Here is a 23,650-nt window from a genome sequence, read left to right as displayed (position 1 = left end):
AGGCGTAATAAAAAAACCGAGGTGCATGCCTCGGTTTTTTTTATTTTGTCTATATTTAAAGCTGGGTCACCAGATAGGACAGCATCGCCGCCAGAGAGAACATCGGCAAATAACGATAGACTTTTACCACTGCCTGCTCAAAGCAAGAGGCCTGTTCTGGTTCTAGTTTTAAAATAGTGGCTTGTAGCGCCGACCAGAAACTTAAGAGCAAGCACGAGCTCATCAGGCTCAGCGCGAAGAAACCGACCATAATCTGGCTGCTGCCTTCGGTGCTTTGCCAGAGATGCAAAAAGCCCTGACTCAAGGGAAGCAGGCTTAAAATCAGCAGAACAGACTTCAGCATCGTCCAGTGAAACTGGTTAATTTCATCCGACAAGATTAATGCTTTCATACCATCCTCCAGACAAATATGTGCCTTTTGACTTATTATGAACGGTTTTAATGAAATAAATAGATGATATTGCTCCACATTCCCGGGATTATTGTAATCAGTACTGTTGGGAATAATTCTTATTATGAATCTCAAATCTGGAAGATTATCTTAAATCTATATTTATCAAGATATTAGTATATTTTTTATAATTAAGAGCTATTATCACTTCACCTTTAATTGAATAGTCCAATCAGGTGAAGTGATATATTCCATCACGGCATTTATAATCAAGCCGGCTTAAGGCTAATAATAAATATCGGCATCGGTGCCTTCACCGCCCTGCTGACCATCTGCACCAAAAGAATACAGGTCAAAAGCGCGACCTTCAGAGCCTGGAATTACATATTGAATGTCATTGTCCCAGCTGTCTTTTGGATAACCGCCTTTGACATAACCACCCGGCAACCAGTTTTTAGCTGACGCGGGCTGATTGACCAGCGCATCTAAACCGCCATCCTGCATGGATGGATAACGGCCATTGTCCAGCTTGTATTGATCCAGCGCGCCGGCCACACCTTTTAAGGTAATTGCGGTGGTATCGACTTTGGCTTTTTCACCACGGCCCATCACGTTCGGGACAATTAGCGCCGCCAGCACGCCTAAAATGACAATCACCACCATTACTTCAATGAGGGTAAAACCGGCCTGTTTATTCGAATAGGATTTCCGTTGCATCAGGTTCTCTCTTGAATCTTTCATCATTTGTTATCTTCAATGGGTCTCGATTTAAATCATATTATTCATATTGACAATAGGCAGCATCACCGCAATCACAATCACCAGCACAATACTGGCCATCAGCACCAGCATTAAGGGCTCCAGCAGCGCCAGTAAGGTCGAGATGAGCGTGGTCACCTCCCGATCCTGCATGGTCGATGCGCGCTCCAGCATCCGGTCGAGCTCACCCGATGCTTCACCACTTTTAATCATTTGTACCATCATCGGCGGGAAATAACCACTGCGCTCCAGTTGGGTGCCCAAGTTCCCCCCTTCGGTGACTTTCTCGGCCGCCAGATTAACCGAATCGCGGATCACCCAGTTACTGCTGACCGCAGCGCCAATTTTTAAGGCATCAACCAATGGTACACCGGACTGGGTCAGAATCGACAGGGTGCTGGCAAAACGTGCTGCGTTTATACCACGTGACAGTTTACCAAATAGTGGCAGTTTGAGGGTTAAACGATCAAATGCATAATGGCCGGCCGAGGTTTTTAAAAAGCGGACCAACAGGAAGATGCCCAGAATCGTCCCGACCAGCAAAAAGGGCCAGGCCAGACGGATAAAATCACTGGCTTGCATTAACGCCACGGTAATCCACGGCAAGGCGCCTTTGTCCTGATCAAAGGTTTTGACAATATCCGGCACCACATAGGTCATCAGCCCCATCACAATCGCGAAGGACATCAGCATTAAAATAATCGGATAAATCATCGCGCCCTGCACTTTTTTCTGCATGGCAAAGCGGTTTTCAGTGTAGTCCGACAGCTGGTCCAAAATTAAATCCAGATGTCCAGAACGTTCCCCGGCGGCAATGGTGGCAATATATAAATCCGGAAAATGCCCCGACTGCTGTAAGGCATTGGCCAGTGAATATCCTTCTAAAACCTTGGAGCGTACCGACAGCAATAAATTCTGCACATGGACTTTTTCACTTTGCTTGGCCACGGCGCGCAAGGCTTCTTCCAGCGGAATGGCTGCGGCCACCAGTACCGACAGCTGCCGGGTCATTAAGGCCAGATCATAAGCGGTCATTTTTTTCTGGAACCAGCGCTGGGCCTGATGCTTCTGTTTTTGTTCTACCGGATCAACACTAATCGGGATAAGGGCCTTGTCACGCAATTGCTGACGAATCTGCCGTGCAGAATCCCCTTCTAAAACCCCTTTTTGCTGCTTTCCTGATGCATCAAGGGCTGTAAACTGATATGCAGGCATTGTAATGCTCTAATTTTCCAAAAAATTATTCAACGCAGTTGCGTCTCACCACCAAAATCATTCATATTCTGAGATATAAATTATTTGCTCACTCTATCATAACTCCAGATCGAGCACGACGACATTTTCATCAGGAAGCAGACCCGCTGTTATGCCAAATTCGCCCGTTCATCCCGCCCCCATCTACCGTGTTCGTGTAGCTGTTCCGGTCTATCTGTATGACGGGTTTGACTATATGCTCAGTGCGGCTGAATATCAGCAGGCTGCCGTTGGCGCGCGGGTGCTGGTGTCCTTTGGCCGGCAGAATCTGGTGGGCATCATTATTGAAAAACTCCCGCCCGATCATCCGCTTGACCCCAAGATTAAACTGAAAGCCATTAGCGAGCTGCTCGACCAGCAGCCGATTCTAGATCAGAAAGTTTTAACTTTGTTGACATGGTCGGCGCAGTATTATCAGTTTCCGATTGGCGAAGTGATGCATAGCGCCCTGCCCAGCCTGTTACGTCAGGGACGCCCGTATAATTTACTGGCACGAATGTGGAAACTACTGGATGATCAGGCCGAAGCCAAACTGAAGCGCTCCGAGAAGCAGCAGGAGGCCTATAAAGTCCTGAAGCTGCATCCGAGCGGGACTTCAGAAAATATCCTGAATCTGGCCGGTATTGAAACTGCAACCTTAAAAGCGCTGGAAAAAAAGCAGATTTGCTATTGCGATCTGGAGCAGCAGGATTTTAGCCCGGTGCCAATGACGCTGGCGCAAATGCCGTTAACTCCGAACAGTGACCAGAAACGGGCCATTGAAACCGTACTGAAAGCGCAGCATCGTTATCAGGCCTTTTTACTCGATGGTCTGACCGGTAGTGGTAAAACCGAAGTCTATCTGCAGATCATGCAAGAGGTGCTAAAACAAGGTAAACAGGTATTGGTGCTGGTGCCGGAAATTGGCCTGACTCCTCAAACCATTAGCCGCTTCCAGTCACGTTTTCACTGTCATATTGCGCTGCTGCATTCCGGTTTAAATGACAGCAAACGTTTGCAGGCCTGGCAGGTCGCCCAGACCGGCAAGGCTTCGATTATTCTTGGTACACGCTCGGCAATTTATACCCCGCTGCCCAATCTGGGGCTGATTATTCTGGATGAAGAACACGACCTGTCATTTAAACAGCAGGAAGGCTTTCGTTACCATGCCCGTGATGTAGCCTTATACCGTGCCCATTTAGAACACTGCCCGGTGATTCTCGGTTCGGCTACCCCTAGTATTGACAGCTATGCCCTGACCGAACAGGGTAAAATGACCCGTCTGGAACTGAACCAGCGTGCCGGCCCGGCACTGATGCCGAAAATTCACATCATTGATTTAAAAGTTGCGCAAAAACAGCAAGGTCTAAGCTTGCTGCTGATTCAGGAAATCAAAAAACGCCTGCAGAAAAAAGAACAGGTGCTGATTTTCTTAAACCGCCGTGGTTATGCGCCGGTGCTGGTCTGTGACAGCTGCGGCTGGCAGGCACAATGCCCACACTGTGATGCCAACTTTACCCTGCATCATAGTCCATATACCCATCTGCATTGCCATCATTGTGGCACCATTCACCGCAAGCCGGAGCAATGCCCGCAGTGCCAGCATAGCGAACTGAAAACCCTGGGCATGGGCACGGCCAAGGTTGAAGAAAACCTGCAACATCTGTTCCCGGACTATGAGGTGGTGCGGGTAGACCGCGATTCCACCAGCCGCGTCGGCAGCTGGCAAAAAATTTATGACCGCATTCAAACCAGCCAGCCACTGATTCTGCTTGGCACCCAAATGCTGGCCAAAGGGCATCATTTTCCTTATGTCACCTTAGTAGCGATTTTAGATATTGATGCCGGCCTGTTAAGTGTTGATATCCGGGCACCGGAACGGACTGCGCAGCTGATTGTGCAGGTGGCCGGTCGTGCCGGTCGCGGTGAGCATAAAGGCGATGTCTATTTACAGACCCTGCGTCCTGATCATCCGCTGCTGAGCACGCTGGTCGAGCAGGATTATCGTGCCTTTGCCCGGCAAACCTTAAAAGAACGTCAGGCCGCCCTGCTGCCCCCATTTCGCTATACCGCCCTGATTCGCTGTGAATCGAAAAGTCAGGAGCAGAATCAGCAGTTTTTACAGCAACATGCCCAGTGGCTGCGAGAAAATTCTGAACAGTTAATTGATATCTGGGGCCCGATTCCAGCGCCAATGGAACGCAAGGCCGGCCGCTATCAGGCGCATCTGGTGCTGTTGTCGCAAGATCGCGCCCGTTTACATTTTTATCTACGTGCATGGTGGCAAAATATGTTGCATCACAAGCCATCAAATATGAAACTTAGCTTAGATATAGACCCTCAGGAATTCAGTTAACCACTGACTTTGGCTGCAGCCTGAGGGCACCATAACTCCTAGGATTGTCGATGTCGTTACTGCTGCAAATCACCCTGTTTCTGGGTGCCTCTTTATTACTGGTTCCGCTGCTCAAGCGTTTTGGGATTGCCACCGTACTCGGCTATCTGTTTACCGGTATTTTATTGGGCCCGAGTGTGTTCAATATCGCCAGCGACCCGGAAGCCATTCAGGAACTGGCTGAATTTGGCGTCATTTTACTGATGTTCATTATTGGTCTGGAACTCAGACCCCAGCGGCTCTGGCAAATGCGTCAGTCGATTTTTGTCATGGGCAGCGCGCAGGTGGCCGTCACTGGCCTGTTACTGGCGATTCTGGTGTTTTTCAGTTTGCAGCAGCAGATTGCCGCCAGCCTGATTATTGGTTTTGCCCTGGCCCTGTCCTCAACCGCCTTTGTGCTGCAACTCTTGAATGAAAAACAGCAACTGAACAGCAGTTATGGCCAGCAGTCTTTTTCAATTCTGCTATTTCAGGATATCGCCGCCATTCCATTAATTGCAATTATTCCCTTGCTGGCCGGTACTGAATCGACCCATCACGGGCTGGCCTATTTCGCCGCGATTTTAGCCACCTTTAGCGGGCTGTTTTTATTTAGCCGTTATCTCATGCGCCCGTTTTTCCGTTTTGTTGCCAAAACCGGCGCGCATGAGCTGATTACCGCGGTCGGCCTGTTTATTGTGCTGGCCGTGGTCTGCCTGATGGATGTCTTGGGGATTAGCACCACGCTTGGCGCCTTCCTGACCGGGGTGCTACTGGCCGATTCCGAATTCCGACATGAACTGGAAGCCAGTATTGCACCGTTTAAAGGACTATTGCTCGGCCTGTTTTTCATGACCGTGGGGATGACCACTCAGATGTCCCTGCTGATCGACAGTCCACTGTTCATTCTCGGCGGCGCCTTAGTACTGCTGTTGGTGAAATTTATTTCCCTGACCGCAATTGCCCGGTATTTTAAATATTCCTGGCAAAACAGTTTGCTACTGGCCACCTGTCTGGCGCAAGGCGGTGAATTTGCCTTTGTGGTGTTACAGGTTGCCTTAACAGAAAAAGTGGTGGCACAGGCCATTTTAGAGCCGATTACCCTGATGGTGACCCTGTCGATGGTGCTAACCCCGGTGCTGTACTGGTTCATGACCAGTCAAGTGATTCCGCGTCTGAATCAGGACAAGACGCCGGAATATGACCAGATTCCCGATGCGCATCCAGTGCTGATTATTGCCGGTTTTGGCCGGGTTGGGCAGATTATTGCGCGGGTGGCCTATTTGCAGCATCTACCCTATACCGCCATTGACAGCAATCTGGATAAAGTCGATTTTGTGCGCAATTATGGCGGTAAAGTCTATTATGGCGATGCCACCCAGCCCGATATTTTACGTGCTGCGGGGATTGAACATGCCAAGACCTTTATTCTGGCCATTGATGATATTGAAGACTCGATGAATGTGGCCCGGCATATCCGCCTGAATTATCCGCAGCTCAAACTGCTGGTGCGTGCCCGTGACCGCCATCATGTGCATTTATTGCGGGATTTAGGCGTTGAACACATCTGGCGTGAAACCTATTTATCTTCTTTAGGCATGGCCTATTGCGCGCTACGCGACCAGGGTATTGCAGAAGAAGATGCTTACAAGAGTATCGAATTGTTTCGCAGTTATGATGAAAAATTACTGGCCCAGCAGCAGAACATTTATACCGATGAGCAAAAAATCTATGAAACTCATCGCAATGCACTGGCCGAGCTGGAGCACCTGTTCGAGAATGATGCTCAGGTCCGGGAAAGCCCGACCGGTGTAGATTTAAAGCGTTCACTACAAAACCATCATATTGATGTAACACGTAATGAATCAAACTGACTTGTGATTTACAATATCATCACCATTAATGCAGGGTTATGGAGAATTTTATGTCTGATTTACGCCAACGCTTTTTTATTGAAGATAGCCCTGTCCGCGGTGAGATTGTTCATCTTGAAGAAGCCCTGCAAACCATTTTGGCCCAACGTGACTATGCGCCTGCCATCCAGGTCCTTTTGGGAGAAATGCTCAGTGCCACCGCTTTGCTGGCCAGTACCTTAAAAATTAAAGGTCGGATTAGCCTGCAAATTCAGGCCAGCGGCACCTTTAAATGGGCAATGGCCGAATGTAATCATCTGGGTGAAATTCGTGCTTTGGCAGATTATGAACCAGATCCACATTTCCAGCAGGCTGAAGACAGCAGCACGGTACTCAAAACCCTGGTCAATCCGGTGCTGTTTATTAATATTGAACCGGAATTTGGTGAGCGTTATCAGGGTATTGTGCCTTTAGACAAGCCAAATCTGGCCGGCTGCCTGATGCAATACTATGATTTATCTGCACAAATTCCCACCCGTATTGTACTGGCCAGCAACGACCAGCGTTCTGGCGGCTTGCTGATTCAGCTGTTACCGCGAAATAGCGAAGAAGAACAGCAACGTGTAGATGAAGATTTATGGCCACGTCTGACCATGCTGACCGAAACCCTGAAAACCAGCGAACTGACCGATCTGGAAGTTCAGGAAGTATTGTACCGTCTGTACAACGAAGAAGAAGTACGTCTGCCAGAAGTTGAACATCTTAAATTTGGCTGTACCTGTTCCAAAGAACGCTGTGCTACGGCACTGACCCAGATTGGGGCCAATGCAGTACGCGAAACCTTGGAACATCAAAACCCGATTGTGATGGATTGCCAGTTCTGTAATGCACGTTATCAGTTTACTGCAGAAGAAGCACTCGGCCTGTTTGGTGAACACCTAAGCTAAGCCGCACAATTTAAAATGACCAAGAGATCAAACCGGAGAACGGTTTGGTCTCTTTTTTATGTTCAGTTTCATGCGCTTATTCAATCTTTATGACCCTGTAAATATAGGTTCGAATAGCGCACGCTTTTTACTGAACTCAGCATCAATCTCGCTCAAGCCGTTACTCATCTTTTTTAAGCTATGGGGTTGCGACAAACCATACCGCTTTATTCATCTAGCGCAAGCACACATTCTCTGTATAACCTGACTGATGAATTCAAGCGTGTGCAATAGTTGCAACTATTTAGTGGTTTCTCATCTTATTGTGATCGCTTTCACTTATTATTTCATTGATTTAACAGTATTTTCTTCTATAGAATTAGGCACTTTACTCTAATTTTAATAACGTGCATGGCGTTGGGGATAATAATCATGAAAAAGGGGTTTACAGGGATTGTTGCTGGATTGCTTTTGGCAACAGTTTCAGGCGTATCTTTCGCAGAGAATGATCCATTGGTGGGGAAATGGAAAACAATTGATGACCGTACCAGTTATTCCCGTGCCGATGTCGAAATCCGTAAAAAGCCAGATGGCACCTATGAAGGTATTATTGTTGAAACCCGCAACATTCCGGGCGCAGAAAAAATGAATATTTGCCACCAATGTCCGGGCCAGCTTAAAAACAAACCGTTTATCGGCTTGCCATTTATCTGGGGCTTTAGGCAGGATCCAAAAAACCCGTTACAGTTTGTGCAAGGCAGTGTACTCGACCCGATTGGCGGCAAAGTCTATAAAGGCAAGGCACGCCTAAGTGCCAACGGTAAACGCCTGACCTTACGCGGCTATGTCGGTGTTTCCGTGATTGGTCGTAGCGTGACCTGGATTAAATACTGATTCTTCAACAGGTTTACAAGAGGCTTCTACGGAAGCCTTCATTTTATCTTAATGATATGGACATAATTTGAAACAATATAGTTGCTCTACCCTCTGTCCGTCCCTCTCGAAAGCCTGAATAATGAATAAAATTTAAACAGTTTATTTAAACTGGAGATTAGCCAAAAGTAGGCCTGCTGAGCGTCCTTGGTGCCAGCAAAATGGCGAAAAAGCAAGCAAGGCTACGTTTCAAGCACAAAGGAATACCAAACAAAACAGCCAAATGCTGAAATATGGTTTTAAATAAAATTAATCCTTCAGATAAAACAACAAGAGCGCAGCGCATAGACCCGAAATTACGTTAGAACAACCCATGCATCTGCTCTTCCTTGTTTTAACAAGTTCAAGCTAAAAGGAGTAAGCCATGACCACGATCCAATATCGCGAAAACTCCCAGTCTGGTCGCCCACAAGCTGAAATTATAGATGAGCGCGTATCTTTTGATTTAGAGCATTTTGCTGAAGCTTGTGGTCAAAGCCCGGAATGGATATTACAGCTTTTAGAATATGACATTCTCCCTTCACGTCCGGAAGAACGGATTCACCAGTTTTTTGGGGAAGATGTCTCTCGTGCCCGCCAGGCCTATCGCCTGCAACGTGATTTTAATGCCAGCTTTTCTGCCGTCGCCATGATGCTCGACCTGATTGATGAACTGCAAAATTTGCGCAAAGAAGTCAAACATCTACATTTAAGACAAAGCTAGGCACCACGCCATTTACTCTCTACAGGGAAATCTGCGTATTTCCCTCTCTTTATTTTTGGGAAAATAGACGGTCGCAATGAAAACAAAAGAATGCAACAAAAAGGTCAAACTCATGTTCCCGGAGTTTCGGGAATTAATGCAACAACTGCGCGAAGACAACCCACATTTTGCGCGCCTGTTTGAAGATCATGAACATCTGGACCGGAAAATCAGCCAGCTCGAGCTTGATCCGGTTCATCAGATTAATGATGATATCGAGGCGCTGAAACGCAAAAAATTAAAACTGAAAGATCAGATTTATCAGCTTTTGCAGCAGGCCCAGCAAAATCCTTCATCTTCACCTTAACCGGTTTTTATTGCAGTGCGATGAAATCTGCACGCTGCCCGAAAGAAAGCAGATGCTTTCTTTCGGGCAGGCAAATGAAGGCTGCATTATTTTGGTTTAAGCTGAGAATCTCGAAGAGCGTTCTGACCTTCCGGCAGTAATGGCTTGCCAGGCACATAATCCAGAAACCAGAACAGGTCCATCCGGGTCCGATCCGGCCGCTGCGAAAGCATGTCCAGCACACTTTTTTCACCGCGTCCCACCATATGCCGCCGATAAAAATAATACAGCAGCAACAAGGTGGTAATAAGCATGGTGCCAAGCATCACCCAGAAAGCATAGGGTGAATCCAGCCCCGGAATCATCACGAAATTCATGCCGTAAATTCCGGTTAACAGGGTTAAGGGTGCAAACACCGCGGTAATAATCGCCAGAATCCGCATATTTTCATTGGTCTGGTTGGCAATGGCAGAAAAATGCAGGTCTATGGCCGCCTGAATGGCACTTCTTAAACGCAAGGTATGTTTCTGGATGCGGGCCACATGGCTGCTTAAGTCATCTACCCGCACCAGCATGATTTCCTGTTTTTCACTGCGTTTCTTGCCTTTTAAATGCAGATAGTTTTCGACAATTTCATCGCGCAGTTCCTGCAAGGTATCAATCTGTTCTTCACACAGATTTTCCACATGCTGAAATGCCATATTTTCCTGTAGCAACTGATGCCACTGGTTAAAACGGCGATGGCCCTGCAACAGCTCACGCTGCCAAAACTCGACCCGGCGGGTTAAAGGATGACGCAGGTTTAAATAGTCATCGACCATACTGTTCAGTAAACGTAAGGCCAAATCTAGAGGCGAGGTCGCCAGTTTTTTTGGTTTATTCTGCTCTTCAGCCGGCCGGCTTAAAATGGTATCTAAACGGGCAATATAATTTTCGATGGCTTTATTGCCCTGCTCACTCACCGTAATAAGCACCTGCGGGGTCAGAATAAAACTGACCGGTGTGGTGCTTAAGCCAAACACATGCTCATGCGCTTCGTCATTAAAGTTATGAATCTGGTCATCCGGAGTAATCAGTTTGCGGAAAATCAGCAGGTCATAATCTTCCAGACTGTCGAAATTACAGGGATGTTCCAGATTTAAAATATCTCGCAGATGATATTCATTCAGCCACAGCTGGGTGTGCTGCAGTACCTGTTGCTGCCACTGTTCCGGATGCTGGCGTACATCTTCCCGGGTATAGTCCAGCCAGATAAATTCTGCCTCGGCGGCCGGCCCCCGATGCAGAAATAACTGTTGTGTGGTGTCATGGAGGGAAAAATAATACTGTTGCATCCGCGTGCATCCACATTCCTGTCATTTTATTTTGCGATCATGCCATAAAAAAGCCCGCTTCATAAAGCGGGCTTTTTCAATTCATCAGGGCCTGAAATTAAGCCTGATCAATGTCTTTCATGGTTAACTTGATACGGCCACGGTTGTCGACATCTGCAACCTGGACTTTCACTTCCTGGCCTTCTTTCAGTACGTCAGTCACGTTAGCTACACGCTCATTTGAAATTTGAGAAATGTGCAGCAGACCATCTGTACCCGGCATGATGTTTACGAAGGCACCGAATTCAACAATACGAATTACTTTACCGGCGTAGATTTTGCCTGGTTCAACTTCAGCAGTTAAAGCCTGAATTTTGGCAATAGCCGCTTGTGCAGCTGCTTTGGTTTCACCAAATACGCGAACGGTACCGTTGTCTTCAATATCAATTGCCGCTTTGGTTTCTTCAGTGATTTGACGAATGGTTGCACCGCCTTTACCAATCACGTCACGGATTTTGTCCGGGTTGATGGTAATGACCTGGAAGGTAGGCGCATGCATTGAAATTTCTGGACGTGCACGTGAAATCACTTTGTTCATTTCGTTCAGGATGTGCATACGACCGGTATAAGCCTGGTTCAATGCCACTTCCATGATCTCTTCAGTGATCCCTTCGATTTTGATGTCCATTTGCAGCGCAGTAATACCGTTGGCAGAACCGGCAACTTTAAAGTCCATGTCGCCCAGGTGGTCTTCGTCACCCAGGATGTCAGAAAGCACTGCGAAACGCTCGCCTTCTTTGACCAGACCCATCGCAATACCCGCAACTGGTGCTTTTAGTGGAACACCGGCATCCATCAGTGACAGAGATGCACCACATACAGACGCCATAGAAGATGAACCGTTCGATTCAGTAATGTCCGATACAATACGGATTACGTACGGGAAGCGGTCAGCAGCTGGAAGAACCGCTTGTACACCACGACGTGCCAGACGACCGTGACCGATTTCACGACGTTTAGGACCAGACTCACGACCCGTTTCACCAACCGAGTAAGCCGGGAAGTTGTAGTGCAACATGAAGTTGTCAGTTTTGGTTCCAGCCAGGGTATCAACCATTAATGCATCACGGGTGTTACCAAGAGTCGTTGTTACCAACGCCTGTGTTTCACCACGGGTGAACAGCGCAGAACCGTGAGCACGATCAAGAACGCCCACCTGTACATCTAACGCACGTACAGTTTTGGTGTCACGACCATCAATACGCGGCTTACCAGACAGGATGTTGTCACGTACAGTGCGGTATTTCAGATCTTCAAACAGTTCATTCAGGTCATCTGCGATGCCATCTACATCTTCTTCAGGTACGAACTGCGCAACCGCCTCTGCTTGCAATGCATCCAAAGCAGCATAACGGTCTTGTTTGATTGCAATGGTATAGGCTTCAGAGATTTTCGCTTCAAACGCTTCTTTTAATTTCGCGCGAAGGCCTTCATTTTTCTCTGGTGCAGTCCAGGTTGACTCAGTTGCGCCAGCCGCTGCTGCAAATTCATTAATCGCCTGAATCGCAATTTGCATTTCGTCATGACCGAATAACACTGCGCCTAGCATCTGGTCTTCAGACAGTTCTTTCGCTTCAGATTCAACCATCAGTACTGCAGCTTCTGTACCTGCAACCACGAGGTCAAGGTCAGACTGTGCCAGCTGTTCGTGGTTCGGGTTCAGGATGTATTCACCGTTGATTAAACCCACACGTGCTGCACCAATTGGGCCACGGAACGGTGTACCCGCAATTGCCAGTGCTGCTGAAGTACCTAACATGGCAGCAATATCCGCTTCCATGGTTTTGTCAGAAGAGACAACTGTTGCTGTTACCTGGATTTCGTTGTAATAACCTTCCGGGAACAATGGACGAATTGGACGATCAATAAGACGTGAAATTAAAGTTTCTGCCTCAGACGCACGGCCTTCACGTTTGCCATAACCACCCGGAATACGGCCAGCAGCGTATTGCTTTTCTTGATAGTTTACGGTTAGTGGGAAAAAGTCCTGACCGGCTTTTGCTGTTGGCTGTGCAACTACCGCCACCAGTACCGATACACCACCCATGGTGATTAAAACCGAGTTGGCCTGACGTGCAACACGACCGGTTTCCAGTACCACGTTGTACTGACCATATTGGAATTCTTTACGAATAATATTAAACATTGACATGTATTTTTGTTTCCTGATTTTATTCTAGTGGAGACCCCTAAGGTTTGGCATTCACGACTCAGGTTCAAGTAAATGACAAAGCTTAGAAGCCGACCTCACTAGAAATATAGGTTTTTTAAACACAAAGAAGGAGCGAAACAATCGCCCCTTCTTAATTACCCGGTCAACGCCGGGTACACTTTAGTTTTCAGACATACAGCGCAACGCATGCAATAACCCGAAAATAAAAGTCTAAATCGAATTAACGACGTAAACCTAAAGCACCGATCAACGCAACATAACGACCGTGATCTTTACCGTTTAAGTAGTCTAATAATTTACGACGTTGGTTAACCATACGGATCAGACCGCGACGGCTATGGTGGTCGTGTTTGTGCTCTTTGAAGTGACCTTGTAAGTCATTGATTTGAGCAGTTAAAAGAGCTACTTGAACTTCTGGTGAACCAGTGTCGTTTTCAGCACGAGCAAATTTAGCGATGATCTCTGCGCGATCTGCGTTTGTTAAAGCCATTCGATTTCTCCGAGATGCTTATAAAATACCTTGATAAAAATCAAACCGATGTCAAGCATCTGTCTGACTGCCGTGCATCACTACAGCAAGTGCATTATTTTAAGACAAAACCGCTTAAATTGCAAAACACAACGCGAAAAAGCCATGAATTATCCGATGCGATGTCACATGAATGATGCAGCGTCTGCCCGGAGGATTGATTCTGTTCATAAAACACCAAAGAGAAATCCGGGATGATGAAACGTAAATAAGCTGAAGTGGAATAAAAATAGCCCGGGAATAAATTCCCGGGCTATTTTTTGCGCTGTAGTTTCTTCTTTTTTCGTTGTTCTAATTTTATTTATTGTGATGTATAGCGAGGCTTTGGCCTTCTTCTAATCAACATTCCCTGTTTTAATTGGCTTTCCTTATGTGATAGATTTTGCCACAAGCCCTTGGGGAAAGAAGCAGATAATTACCTCTCTCCTTGTACGTTTTCGCTTACGTCGATGAATGACGCTTCATTTTTTTGATTTTGAACTGCCAATAAAAAAGCCCTGTAGTCTCTCCCAAAACTACAAGGCTTAGCGGCTGTAAGTTTCCTCTTTTTTTCACCTACTTCAATGTAAGCTCGCTGTCTCTCGACTTTCTTATTCTGGTTTTGCGATTTTCCTCAACTTTCCGTGTTGAGCTTTTGTGTGAAGTCATCTTCTCAAAAACTCAGGCAAAGCTCTATGCGCAAATTTCTCGAATCGTTGTAAGCATTTTCTTACAACGGCCGGGTTTATTTATGCCAACTTTATAATGACAAATGTTCATTTACTTTTTCTAACACACCACTGTTACGGCTGGTTTTCACGGTTAAGGCCTGTACCAGCGCCTGCCGGTCGGCCAGTAAACTCACCACCGATTTGGCCCGGGTAATGGCGGTATAGATCAGTTCCTTGCTCAGCAGATTCTGCGCGGCCTGATCCAGCACCACCGCCACATGCTGAAACTCCGAACCTTGAGATTTATGAATGGTCAGAGCAAATGCGGTTTCAATATTTTTTGGCAAGCGTGTGGCTGGCACCCATTTATCCAGACTCGGGAAATACACTTCAAACTGCCGGTTGCCCTCACGCAGACGTTGCAGACACAGGCCAATATCACCGTTGGACAGGCCGAGCTGATAGTCGTTATAGGTCATCATTACCGGCCGGCCGACATACCAGTCGCCCTGCTTGGCCACGTCCAGAACCAGTTGCTGCAACAAACGCTGCTCAATCTGCATGTTCAGCTGTTGCAAGCCCAAGCCACCATGCCGAATTGCAGTCAGAATCCGATACTGGTCAAAGGCTTTCACCACCTGCGCCACCACCGCGTCCGGATCATCGGCCTGTAAATACTGTTTTAGGCTGTGCACATAGCCCTGATAGCCCAGCATCAGTTTGTCATAATAGCCCTGCCCGGCTATGGGATCCGGGGCTTCATCGGGTAAATATTCCAGTTGCAGTACATCGGCCATGTCCTGCGTTAAAGTTACGGCCTGTAATTCGCCCGGCTGCACCAGCTGTGCGGCAAACTGCTGCAAGATTTGCGCGGCCGGCTGTTCAGCCGTTTGCTGCTGAATAAAGCGGGCCATTTCACCAATTAAGGCACCGGCTTTAAAACGGCGACTGGTGACCAGATGCACATGATTATCTGCCAGTGCCGGCACCTGCTGTAAATCGGCCAGTACCGAACCAACATCGACCGACGCCAGCTGCTGCGCATCTCCCAGTAAAATCACCCGGGTCTGTTCAGCAATGGCATTGAACAGCATACTGGCCAGATTCAGGTCCAGCATGGAGGCTTCATCAATCACAATCAGGTCATAAGGTAAAGGCTGCCGAGCATGAAAACGTGGCTGCTGCCGGTTGCCAAGGCCCAAAAGCCGGTGGATGGTAATTGGAGTCAGGCGTTTGAGATCGTCACTGACCAGATTGGCAATTTTCGGATCATCAAAGGAATTCTGCAGTGCTTCTTTCATACGCTGCGCGGCTTTTCCGGTCGGGGCTGCCATGGCAATCCGGATTTCCGGCAAGGCCTGGTTTAGCACGGCAATAATCCGCGCCAAAGTATAGGTTTTACCGGTACCCGGGCCGCCCGTAATCAGGTTAAAAGCGGTAGTCGCGGTCATTTTGAGCGCCTGCTGCTGGTGCTGGTCTTCCAATAAATGCAGATAGTCCGACACATCTACCGCCGTAACAACTTGCTGTTTTAAGCGTGCCACCTGCTGTGCCAGCGCCGACTCCAGCGCCCAATATCGGTACAGGTATAAATGCTGCTGGTCATAAATAAACGGCGCCACCGAACCCGGTTCAGAACCGGAGCCGACCAGATTGGCCAACGCTGCCACCTGTTCGGCAGAGGCGGCTATACAGCTGTCACCATTGAGAGTGGCTTCCAGCAACTGTGCGATGATTTTAGCGGAATCTTCTCGCTTTTCCGCCTGAAAAAAAGGCGCCTGTAAAAGATAGTTACTCCAAAGCGCAAACCATGCCGGGCTTTGTGTTTCAGGCGTTGCTGTTAAAACTGTCCGCTGGTTGTCCACACCATTATCCTCAAAGTTATCCACATGCTAAATCATTCTTTCTTTAAATGTTATTAAATGATTTAGGCAATTTTCCCCAGTTGATCGACAGTTGGATTCCCCAACAGTGCATCCAGTCGCAAAATAAACTCGACCGGCGGTTTCCAATGGTACACGCCCTGCCCGGCCTGACCATTCATGCCACGCAAATACAAATAGCTGGCCCCACCTAAATGTTGATAAATATCGTAATTTTCTAGATGGACTTTCAGGTAGCGATGCAGGGCTACCAGATACAGACCGGCCTGCAGCCAGTAACTGGACTGTGACATGCTGGCCTGCACCGAGGCCGCCTGATAATGCGACTGATCGGCGCCTAAAAAGTTACTTTTATAATCGGCAATATGGTAACGGTGGCCATCAAAATACACCAGGTCAATCGAACCGGTTAAATAGCGCGCCGAATTGGCATCATGAAAATCCAGCATCTGAATGCCATATTCATCAAACAGCTGATGAATCCGCTTGATCGCCAAGACCTGATCGGACAAGGACAGATAAAACGGAAATTCTGCCAGATGCTGCTCGGGCGCCAGCTGTTTTAACTGAAAGCCCGGATGCAGCGGTGTACTCAGCACATCCAGCAGCCATGCCGACAGCCAGCTCAGCAAGATTTCCTCCGTATGTTCCGGATATTCCTGACTAAACTTGTCCTGCAGCTCCTGCCACAAAGAAGGATAATCATTTTTAAAACGGCGCTGGATTTCCAGCGGCCAGTCCTGCTGATCCTGAAAATCAATGTGTTCAAAAATCTCATGCAGGAAATTACCGGCCAGCGTACCCATCGGGAACTGGCGTTTAATCCAGGCAATCGGCTGATTCAGGATGTCGACATCAGCCACCGCTACTGGCTGATGCAGTTCATCAGAGGCACTGCTGTGCTGCTCAATGTGCGCCGCCAGCGCATCAATCGCCTGTTTACGGCTTAAATGCTGGGCCAGAGCACTGAAACTGGTTTTACTGCGCGGATAAAAACGCTGCTGCGGGAAAGTCTTTGCCGTTAATGGCAGCGTCTGCTCATGCTGCTGCAGCTTCAGCCTTGGCGGCTTTTCAGTCAGCAACGCTTCATCGCCACAATGCGGATGCTGGAAAACGTCGCTGCCCTGACCGCGCCAGAAGGCCAGACCGGAGCAGGATTTTCCGCTCTGATCCTGCAAAATGGCATAGACCCGATGGCTGGCCCGGGTCAGTGCCACATACCACAAACGGCGCTGCTCGGCTTCGGCCCGGAGCTGATGCTGCTGTTGATCCTCTGCACTGAGCAAGGCTGCTGCATTTACCGCAATCAGACGCTGCTGCTCGGTTTGACCGGTCAGCGGATTGACCGCCTGAATGGTCGAAAAATTCAGGGTTTTGTTGACCTCACGAAAGTCCTTATCAGCCCCCAGCAAAAACACCACTTTAAATTCCAGCCCTTTGGACTGGTGGATGGTCATCAACTGTACCCCGGCGGCATTGGACAGTTTTCGCTCCAGTTCCCACTCGCGTTCACTTGGCGCCTGCAACTGTTTTAAATACCACTGATACAGGGTTTGTGCGCCCTGATAATGTTCGCTGTGCTGGCTAAGCAGTTCGCTTAAATGGCGCAGATTGACCACCACCCGTTCATTGTCACGGCTGTGATGGGCGACCAGATTCTCCCAGACCTGAAACAGGTTCAGGGCATATTGCCAGGCACTTAAAAAGCCTTTTTCAAACCAGATGCTGCGGATGCCGTCAAAATCATCCATAAACTGGCTCAAGCCAGCCGGATGGGCCTCCAGTTCCAGTAAGCGCTGTAAATTAAAATTCAGCAGGCGGCTTAACAAGGCTCTTTTGACTTTGGCTTCATCATAAGGATGCATAATTGCGATCAGCACCGCCCCCACATCTTTGGCGATCTGGCTGTCAAACACACTGCGTTTGGATGGACGGTTCACCCGAATCCCGAGCCGCTCCAGCTCGTACTGCACCTTGTCCAGCCCGTCATGGTTTTTGGACAGCACCGCAATATCATCTTCAATTAGCGGGCTGCGCTCCTGACCATTGTGCAGATAGATTTGCTGCTGCGCCGCCTGATTTAAAAGCGCCCGGATTTTCCAGGCCACCTGCAATGCTTCATTATTTTTGTCTTCCAGCATTAACCAGCGTAAGGGCTGCCGGTTCTCCCCTTGCCCGTCAATTAACGCCGGATGGGGGCGAGGTCCAGCTTCTACCAGGCTATATTGCACCTCTTCACCAAAATCCATCTGGCGCTGGAACAAGGCATCGACCACTTCCACCAAAGCCGGAATAGAACGATGATTGTATTTCAGGCTATACAGACGTCCCTGTTTGGCCTGCACATCGGCCCGGGCCTTGTTATAGGTCAGCATATCACCGCCGCGGAAACCGTAAATGGCCTGTTTTGGATCACCCACCATAATCATGCAGCCCTGCTGATAATAGCGGGCATGACGCCAGATACTGGCCAGCATACTGTCCTGATCCTGGTTTGTATCCTGAAATTCATCGACCAGAATCAACGGATATTTACTGTGCACAAACTGGGCAAAACGCAGTCCCTGCTCGCCCTGCAAGGCTTCCGACAGGCTGCGGATCTGCTGGGCAAAGGTGGTTTCACCTTTTTGCTGCAACACCTGCGGCAGGCGTTTTTTTACTTCACGGCTTAAATAGTATTTGAGATAGGCATCCAGCAGCTCTAAATCCAGTTGCAGTTGCTGCAACTGCTGGCAGAAGGCTTTCAGCCGTTGAATCACCGCATGCTGTTCAAATTGCGTCAGCACCTCGTCCGGGCATTTGTTCAGCACTTTTTTGGTGGATAAATCGGTACACAGCTTTAAGGTTTTTTCAAAATGTGGTGCAAACAAGGCATAGCCACGTTGCTGGGACAACGCCTTTAGTAATGCCGGCAAAGCCTCGCATAAGGTGTGTTGCATCAGCTGATTGGTGCGCCACTTTTTCCCAACCAATGCAGCGTACTGGCCCTGCTCCAGATAATAGTCGCTTAGGCTGTCGACATCAGCCAGATCCAGCTGCAACAACTCATCAATGGCTGCTTCAAACTGGTTTAAATCCAGTTCGGGCGCCGGTACTTCACGAAACTGGGCCGAGGCAAAATTCAGGGTATTTTCAACAATACCCACATAGGCGTCGACATGCTTGAGTTTCTTTTGCAACAGCAGATAATTCACCACCTGCTGTGGCTGGGCCTGCAGCCATTGCCGCAGCACATCATGAATCAGCTGATGCACATAACTTTTGGCATCATCGGTAATATCGGCGCGTTCAATCTTGCCACATTCAAAACTGAATTCTCGCAATAGCTTCTGGCTAAAACTGTCTAAGGTACCCACAAACAGTTCATCCAGCTGGTCAATCACCAGCTTGAGCCGATCACGGGCAAAGTCCGGTTTGGCAGCATAATCCGCCAGCACTTTTTGTAACAGCGGATCGGACTCAGTCTGGGCCTTAGCTTGCAGTTCAGCTTCGGTATAAGACTGGCACTGTTCAAAATAACGCAGGGTTTCAACCAGACGTGCGCGAATACGGCTTTTCAGCTCGGCCGCGGCAGCGCGGGTAAAGGTGGTCGCCACCACCTGATGGGGTAAATAGGCTTCCAGAAAAATCCGTACAATCAGGCTGGATAAGGTATAGGTCTTGCCGGTGCCAGCTGAAGCTTCAATCCAGTGCAGCCCCTTGAACTGCATGTCAGTAATGGGCTGGAAAGATAGCGGCGAAGAATGTGGAGTAGCGGCCATCATTTACTCCTCAAGCGTCTGCTGGTGCCAGAAAATCGGCTGGTATAAATCATAGGAAAACTGTTCACAGGCATGCGCCAATAATAAACTGGCATCCTGCTCCTGCAAAATAAACTGCCAGTCACGATGATGCTTGCAGGCTTCGTTGTCGGCCACCGAAAAGGCACTAAACTGGCCCGAATCATTCCAGTCCTTATACAGCCCCTCCAGATCTTTCAGCTGCATACGCTGTTCGGCATCGGGTTCCCATTCATGCTGCTTGCCTTTTTCCGCCACTTTCAGCAGCAAGGCCGATGGCAGCACCAAAGGCTGGCGCTGGCCATAGTCCCAAGCCTTAAACCAGTGTTCCAGCCACTGTCTGGCCTGATTGGAACTGACTCCTTCACAGCAGACGGTATCATCACTAAATACCACAATCCGCTGATGCTGCTGGCCGCCATCACCCAGATTCAGATAGGCCAGCCAGAGCAGATATTCCAGCCAGAGTGCGGTACGGCGTTTGGCACGCGCACTGGACGCTTCCAGACTAACCCAGCGCTCGGCGCCCTGTTTTGGCAGGGTCAGGCGGATGTGCAAGTCAGGACGCACTTTCCAGACCTGTCGGGTGATAGTCGTTTCACTCGGTGCATAGTGCTGCAAGCGGGCCTGTAGCTGCTGCTGTTCGACCAGACTCATGGTCCAGCTGCCTTCACGAATTTTGCCAATCGGCAGGCGGTCTTGTAACAGTGCCGGATCGGGCGTATCGTGCTGCTGTTTCAGAAAATCGCGGATGGTATAGCGACCCAAACCATCCAGCAATAACGGCTCGGCCTGATCGCTGCGCTGTTCCGGACGTAGGTTTTCCACCCCGACACTTTTTAAATACAGCCGCGCCGGGAAAATCATGTCCTGAATCCATTGCTGGCTGTCCAGCACCTGCAAATCCTGGGTCAATAAAGGATAAGGCTGATTGGCCCAGTGACTGCGCTGCCCACCCGGCTGACGAATCTGCTGTGCCACTGCATACCACTGGTCCTGAAAACGGATGATCTCGCTGGATTCAAAACCGAGAGGATCAAACGGCTGTAAACGGTGCACACAGTACAGCTGACGCAACTGCTCCGGCACCTCAATCCCGTCAATACTCACGGTCTGGTTCAGCGCAGACTCGGGCTGCGGCGCGGCAACAATCAGCGCCAGATGCTGAATCAGCTCCTGCAAGATGCTGGACGGATCACGCACCTGCCCGTCATTGACATCAAAGCCGTTATAAAACAGCCAGACCTTGTCCTGCGCCAATAGCAGTGCATCCAAAAATGCACCCTGATCATCTTCCAGACGCGAGCGGTCACCCAGTTGCGGTTTCAGCAACTGCATTAAATCGAATGGCAGCTGCACATTACGATTCGGGAATTTGCCACTGTCCAGATTCAGCATCACCACCAGTTTATACGGCAGCGGACGCAGCTGGCCCAGCTGGCAAAAGGTAATCTGGCCGCTTGGTTCAGCCTGTTCCTGTTGTGCTGCCAGCTGTGCTTCAATTTCTTCCAATATATACGGCAAAGGCAGACTTAAGGCCGCCAGTGCATGCCGGTCCTGCTCATCATAATAGCTGGCCAAAGTCAGCATACGGTATTGCTTTTTAATGATTTTATAGACGTTTTCCAGCGCGGTGACACCAGCTGCGCTAAACTCGTCAATGTCTTGCATTAAGCGTTTTAGCCACTGTTCGGCCCGCGTGTTCTCGCCGCGTTCATGCGCAATCATCCAGTGCCGGCGCTCGGCCAGGTCCTGATAAATCTGGATCAGTTTGGCAATCAGTTCAAAATCGGCCGGCATTACCTCGGCAAAACATAGGGTGTCCTGAAACAGGGTATGTTCCGGAATGGCCAGCCCCAGCGCCAGACGATCCAGCGCAAATTTAAAACTGAAGCGATAATCCTGATCATCGGCGCTCAGGCTGCGCTGCAAATGCTCGGCATCAAAACCGCGTTTAAAACCGGCGGCACTAAGCAGCTCCAGCAAACGCTCCAGCTGGGTAATGTCCAGCTCATAACGCTGCAAACTGGCCGCTAGTCCCAGCCAGTCAGCAAATTCATCCAGACTAAAGCGGCCCTGTAACAGACGAATCCGGCCGGCCACGGCGCGCCAGGCATTGCTGACATCCAGCTGGCTGACCCCGGCAATCTGAATTGGCAAATACACGCTGTGCTGGGCCAACCGGCTACTGTCATGTAAGGGACTGCCCAGATCACGCGCACTCGGTGGCGGCGCAAAGACACTGCGGATTAAAGGCTCAAGCTCTTTTAAATTTGGACTTAAAACCAGAATATCGCTTGGCCGGCGTGGCTGCTCTTTTGTGCCTTGCGACAGCCAGTGCAGCAGCTGGTCTTTTAACACTTCCAGCTGACGCAGACTGGAATGGCAGACATGAATCTGGATGGAATCATCATGCTGCTCTAAAGCATATTGATGCGCGGCCGGTTCATTTAAATACAGGATATCGGCCTGCAGCTTGCCCAATAAGCTGGGCTGATAGTCATCAATAAACAGATCGGCCCAGACGCCTTCTTCACCGGAAGATAAGGCAGAGAGTAAGGAGAAATGATCGCGTGCCTGCTTGCCCAGACGGGTCAGCAAGGGATGACGCGACTCGCGGTTCTGGGCATTAAAATGCAGGGTAAACTGTTCGAAAAACTGAGCAATCTCGGCGTCATTGGCCTGTGGATGCTGCGCCAGAAAACGCTGTTTCACCCGCGCATCATAACGTGCCTTCCAGTTCGGATCGACACTGTCGGCCCAGTATTCCTGTGAAGGGTTATAATGCAGGATAAAAATTTCAATGTACTGACCTAAACGGCGCAGGAACTGTAACTGCTGCGGCGGCAAGTCCAGCAAGGTAAATACCACCAGCTGTTTCGGTAATTTGCGTAGCGCCTTGCCCGACTGCTCCGGACTGCCCAGCGCCTGCCAGAACAGCTGGTCAATCTGCTGCATCTGCTCAAAATCTTCATGAAAAACTGCCTGCCACAGCCAGCGCTGCCACGCCTCCAGTTCTTCTGCCTGCTGCAGCATAAAGCCCGACACTTCGCTGTCGGTTTTAAAGAACATCTGCTCCAGATCAAGGGCCTGATCACGGCCCCATTGCATCAGCCAGTTGGTCGGACAGCGGCACTGCTCGCCACAGCCTTTCTGGCAATGCCCGCGATAAGTCATATAGTGGCTAAACAGTTTGGATACCTGTTCGGCCACCCAGTACAGCATGCTCTGTTTTTTCAGCTGGCGTTCCAGCGGCTGTTCCAGCCGGTCAGCACTGGCATAAATCCGCTGGATAATCGGAAACAGCGCATGGCTGGTTGCTAGCGGATTCTGTTCCGGCTGAATAAATTCTTTTAGCGCCTGAAATATGCGCCATTTAATGATAATTCGTGGAATATTGGCTTGACGGACCAAGTCTTTCTGATCGTGCAGCACCCATTGATAGGCACTCCACTGGAAACCGCGAATCCGGTGATGAAACTCGGTATTGGCACAGATGCTTTGATGTTCGGCCAGACGTTGGGTTAACCAGGCTTCCACCGCAGGGGACGGCACAATAAAGTGCTGGGTTTTTAATACCTCCAGCGGATGCGCTGCAGGTTTACGGACTGTCTTCAGCATCGCCTCGACCAGTACATCGACACGCTGACTTTGAATGACATGAATCCCCATAACGCTCTACCCTGTTAAACTTTTGCCATGATATCTACAAAACCATAAAGATTCATTACTATACTTTTGCAGTTGCCTATGTCACTTTTAGCTC

Annotated in this window: 15 protein-coding genes; 6 read left to right on the top strand and 9 right to left on the bottom strand. The window is 49.0% G+C overall.

Annotated elements, in window-relative coordinates:
* Nucleotides 1-55 precede the first annotated feature (55 nt).
* The 3 genes from ACPEPR_RS05405 to gspF form a co-directional block, all read right to left on the bottom strand.
* Entirely contained in the window at nucleotides 56-391 is a 336-nt protein-coding gene (locus tag ACPEPR_RS05405; protein ID WP_168399003.1) for a hypothetical protein, read from the bottom strand.
* Between the two features lie 285 nt (nucleotides 392-676).
* Nucleotides 677-1,108, bottom strand: coding sequence for a type II secretion system major pseudopilin GspG (gene gspG / locus ACPEPR_RS05400; RefSeq protein ID WP_168399004.1), 432 nt, complete (start codon nucleotides 1,106-1,108; stop codon nucleotides 677-679).
* Nucleotides 1,109-1,159: 51 nt separating this feature from the next.
* A complete protein-coding gene (gene gspF / locus ACPEPR_RS05395; RefSeq protein WP_005181870.1) occupies nucleotides 1,160-2,365 on the bottom strand; it encodes a type II secretion system inner membrane protein GspF in 1,206 nt (401 codons plus the stop codon).
* A 151-nt stretch (nucleotides 2,366-2,516) separates the two neighbouring features.
* Here gspF and ACPEPR_RS05390 point away from each other — a divergent pair, with 151 nt between their 5' ends.
* The 6 genes from ACPEPR_RS05390 (at nucleotide 2,517) to ACPEPR_RS05365 (ending at nucleotide 9,518) form a co-directional block, all read left to right on the top strand.
* Entirely contained in the window at nucleotides 2,517-4,739 is a 2,223-nt protein-coding gene (locus ACPEPR_RS05390) for a primosomal protein N' (RefSeq protein ID WP_168399005.1), read from the top strand.
* Nucleotides 4,740-4,789: 50 nt separating this feature from the next.
* A complete protein-coding gene (locus ACPEPR_RS05385; protein ID WP_168381707.1) occupies nucleotides 4,790-6,631 on the top strand; it encodes a monovalent cation:proton antiporter-2 (CPA2) family protein in 1,842 nt (613 codons plus the stop codon).
* A gap of 50 nt (nucleotides 6,632-6,681) precedes the next feature.
* Entirely contained in the window at nucleotides 6,682-7,557 is an 876-nt protein-coding gene (locus ACPEPR_RS05380) for an Hsp33 family molecular chaperone HslO (protein WP_005181862.1), read from the top strand.
* A 411-nt stretch (nucleotides 7,558-7,968) separates the two neighbouring features.
* The gene (locus tag ACPEPR_RS05375) at nucleotides 7,969-8,430 is read left to right on the top strand and encodes a DUF2147 domain-containing protein (protein ID WP_127800189.1); all 462 of its coding nucleotides are present in this window, start codon (nucleotides 7,969-7,971) and stop codon (nucleotides 8,428-8,430) included.
* A gap of 403 nt (nucleotides 8,431-8,833) precedes the next feature.
* A complete protein-coding gene (locus ACPEPR_RS05370; protein ID WP_168399006.1) occupies nucleotides 8,834-9,172 on the top strand; it encodes a chaperone modulator CbpM in 339 nt (112 codons plus the stop codon).
* A gap of 76 nt (nucleotides 9,173-9,248) precedes the next feature.
* Nucleotides 9,249-9,518, top strand: coding sequence for a YdcH family protein (locus tag ACPEPR_RS05365; protein WP_034598128.1), 270 nt, complete (start codon nucleotides 9,249-9,251; stop codon nucleotides 9,516-9,518).
* Between the two features lie 86 nt (nucleotides 9,519-9,604).
* Here ACPEPR_RS05365 and ACPEPR_RS05360 read toward each other — a convergent pair whose 3' ends face one another.
* From ACPEPR_RS05360 to ACPEPR_RS05335, 6 genes are all read right to left on the bottom strand, one after another.
* Nucleotides 9,605-10,831 carry a magnesium transporter CorA family protein gene (locus ACPEPR_RS05360; protein ID WP_168369775.1) on the bottom strand — a complete coding sequence of 409 codons (1,227 nt, stop codon included), beginning with the start codon at nucleotides 10,829-10,831 and terminating at the stop codon, nucleotides 9,605-9,607.
* Between the two features lie 97 nt (nucleotides 10,832-10,928).
* A complete protein-coding gene (gene pnp, locus ACPEPR_RS05355) occupies nucleotides 10,929-13,016 on the bottom strand; it encodes a polyribonucleotide nucleotidyltransferase (RefSeq protein WP_171526711.1) in 2,088 nt (695 codons plus the stop codon).
* A gap of 247 nt (nucleotides 13,017-13,263) precedes the next feature.
* The gene (rpsO, locus tag ACPEPR_RS05350; protein ID WP_004637724.1) at nucleotides 13,264-13,533 is read right to left on the bottom strand and encodes a 30S ribosomal protein S15; all 270 of its coding nucleotides are present in this window, start codon (nucleotides 13,531-13,533) and stop codon (nucleotides 13,264-13,266) included.
* A gap of 778 nt (nucleotides 13,534-14,311) precedes the next feature.
* Nucleotides 14,312-16,087 carry an exodeoxyribonuclease V subunit alpha gene (gene recD / locus ACPEPR_RS05345; protein ID WP_168399008.1) on the bottom strand — a complete coding sequence of 592 codons (1,776 nt, stop codon included), beginning with the start codon at nucleotides 16,085-16,087 and terminating at the stop codon, nucleotides 14,312-14,314.
* A gap of 62 nt (nucleotides 16,088-16,149) precedes the next feature.
* Nucleotides 16,150-19,866, bottom strand: coding sequence for a UvrD-helicase domain-containing protein (locus ACPEPR_RS05340; protein ID WP_168399009.1), 3,717 nt, complete (start codon nucleotides 19,864-19,866; stop codon nucleotides 16,150-16,152).
* Nucleotides 19,867-19,869: 3 nt separating this feature from the next.
* Complete coding sequence (locus ACPEPR_RS05335) at nucleotides 19,870-23,556, bottom strand: exodeoxyribonuclease V subunit gamma (protein WP_168399010.1); 3,687 nt, start codon at nucleotides 23,554-23,556, stop codon at nucleotides 19,870-19,872.
* Between the last annotated feature and the right edge of the window lie 94 nt (nucleotides 23,557-23,650).

The organism is Acinetobacter sp. AND/436 (assembly GCF_049546925.1).
Classification (GTDB): domain Bacteria; phylum Pseudomonadota; class Gammaproteobacteria; order Pseudomonadales; family Moraxellaceae; genus Acinetobacter; species Acinetobacter indicus.
Note: the sequence above shows the minus strand (reverse complement) of the source record. Positions and strands in the feature narration are given on the sequence as shown.

Coding starts and splice junctions, on each gene's coding strand:
- ACPEPR_RS05405 (WP_168399003.1), bottom strand. CDS start 391: ATGAAAGCATTAATCTTGTCGGATGAAATTAACCAGTTTCACTGGACG.
- gspG (WP_168399004.1), bottom strand. CDS start 1,108: ATGCAACGGAAATCCTATTCGAATAAACAGGCCGGTTTTACCCTCATT.
- gspF (WP_005181870.1), bottom strand. CDS start 2,365: ATGCCTGCATATCAGTTTACAGCCCTTGATGCATCAGGAAAGCAGCAA.
- ACPEPR_RS05390 (WP_168399005.1), top strand. CDS start 2,517: ATGCCAAATTCGCCCGTTCATCCCGCCCCCATCTACCGTGTTCGTGTA.
- ACPEPR_RS05385 (WP_168381707.1), top strand. CDS start 4,790: ATGTCGTTACTGCTGCAAATCACCCTGTTTCTGGGTGCCTCTTTATTA.
- ACPEPR_RS05380 (WP_005181862.1), top strand. CDS start 6,682: ATGTCTGATTTACGCCAACGCTTTTTTATTGAAGATAGCCCTGTCCGC.
- ACPEPR_RS05375 (WP_127800189.1), top strand. CDS start 7,969: ATGAAAAAGGGGTTTACAGGGATTGTTGCTGGATTGCTTTTGGCAACA.
- ACPEPR_RS05370 (WP_168399006.1), top strand. CDS start 8,834: ATGACCACGATCCAATATCGCGAAAACTCCCAGTCTGGTCGCCCACAA.
- ACPEPR_RS05365 (WP_034598128.1), top strand. CDS start 9,249: ATGAAAACAAAAGAATGCAACAAAAAGGTCAAACTCATGTTCCCGGAG.
- ACPEPR_RS05360 (WP_168369775.1), bottom strand. CDS start 10,831: ATGCAACAGTATTATTTTTCCCTCCATGACACCACACAACAGTTATTT.
- pnp (WP_171526711.1), bottom strand. CDS start 13,016: ATGTTTAATATTATTCGTAAAGAATTCCAATATGGTCAGTACAACGTG.
- rpsO (WP_004637724.1), bottom strand. CDS start 13,533: ATGGCTTTAACAAACGCAGATCGCGCAGAGATCATCGCTAAATTTGCT.
- ACPEPR_RS05340 (WP_168399009.1), bottom strand. CDS start 19,866: ATGGCCGCTACTCCACATTCTTCGCCGCTATCTTTCCAGCCCATTACT.
- ACPEPR_RS05335 (WP_168399010.1), bottom strand. CDS start 23,556: ATGGGGATTCATGTCATTCAAAGTCAGCGTGTCGATGTACTGGTCGAG.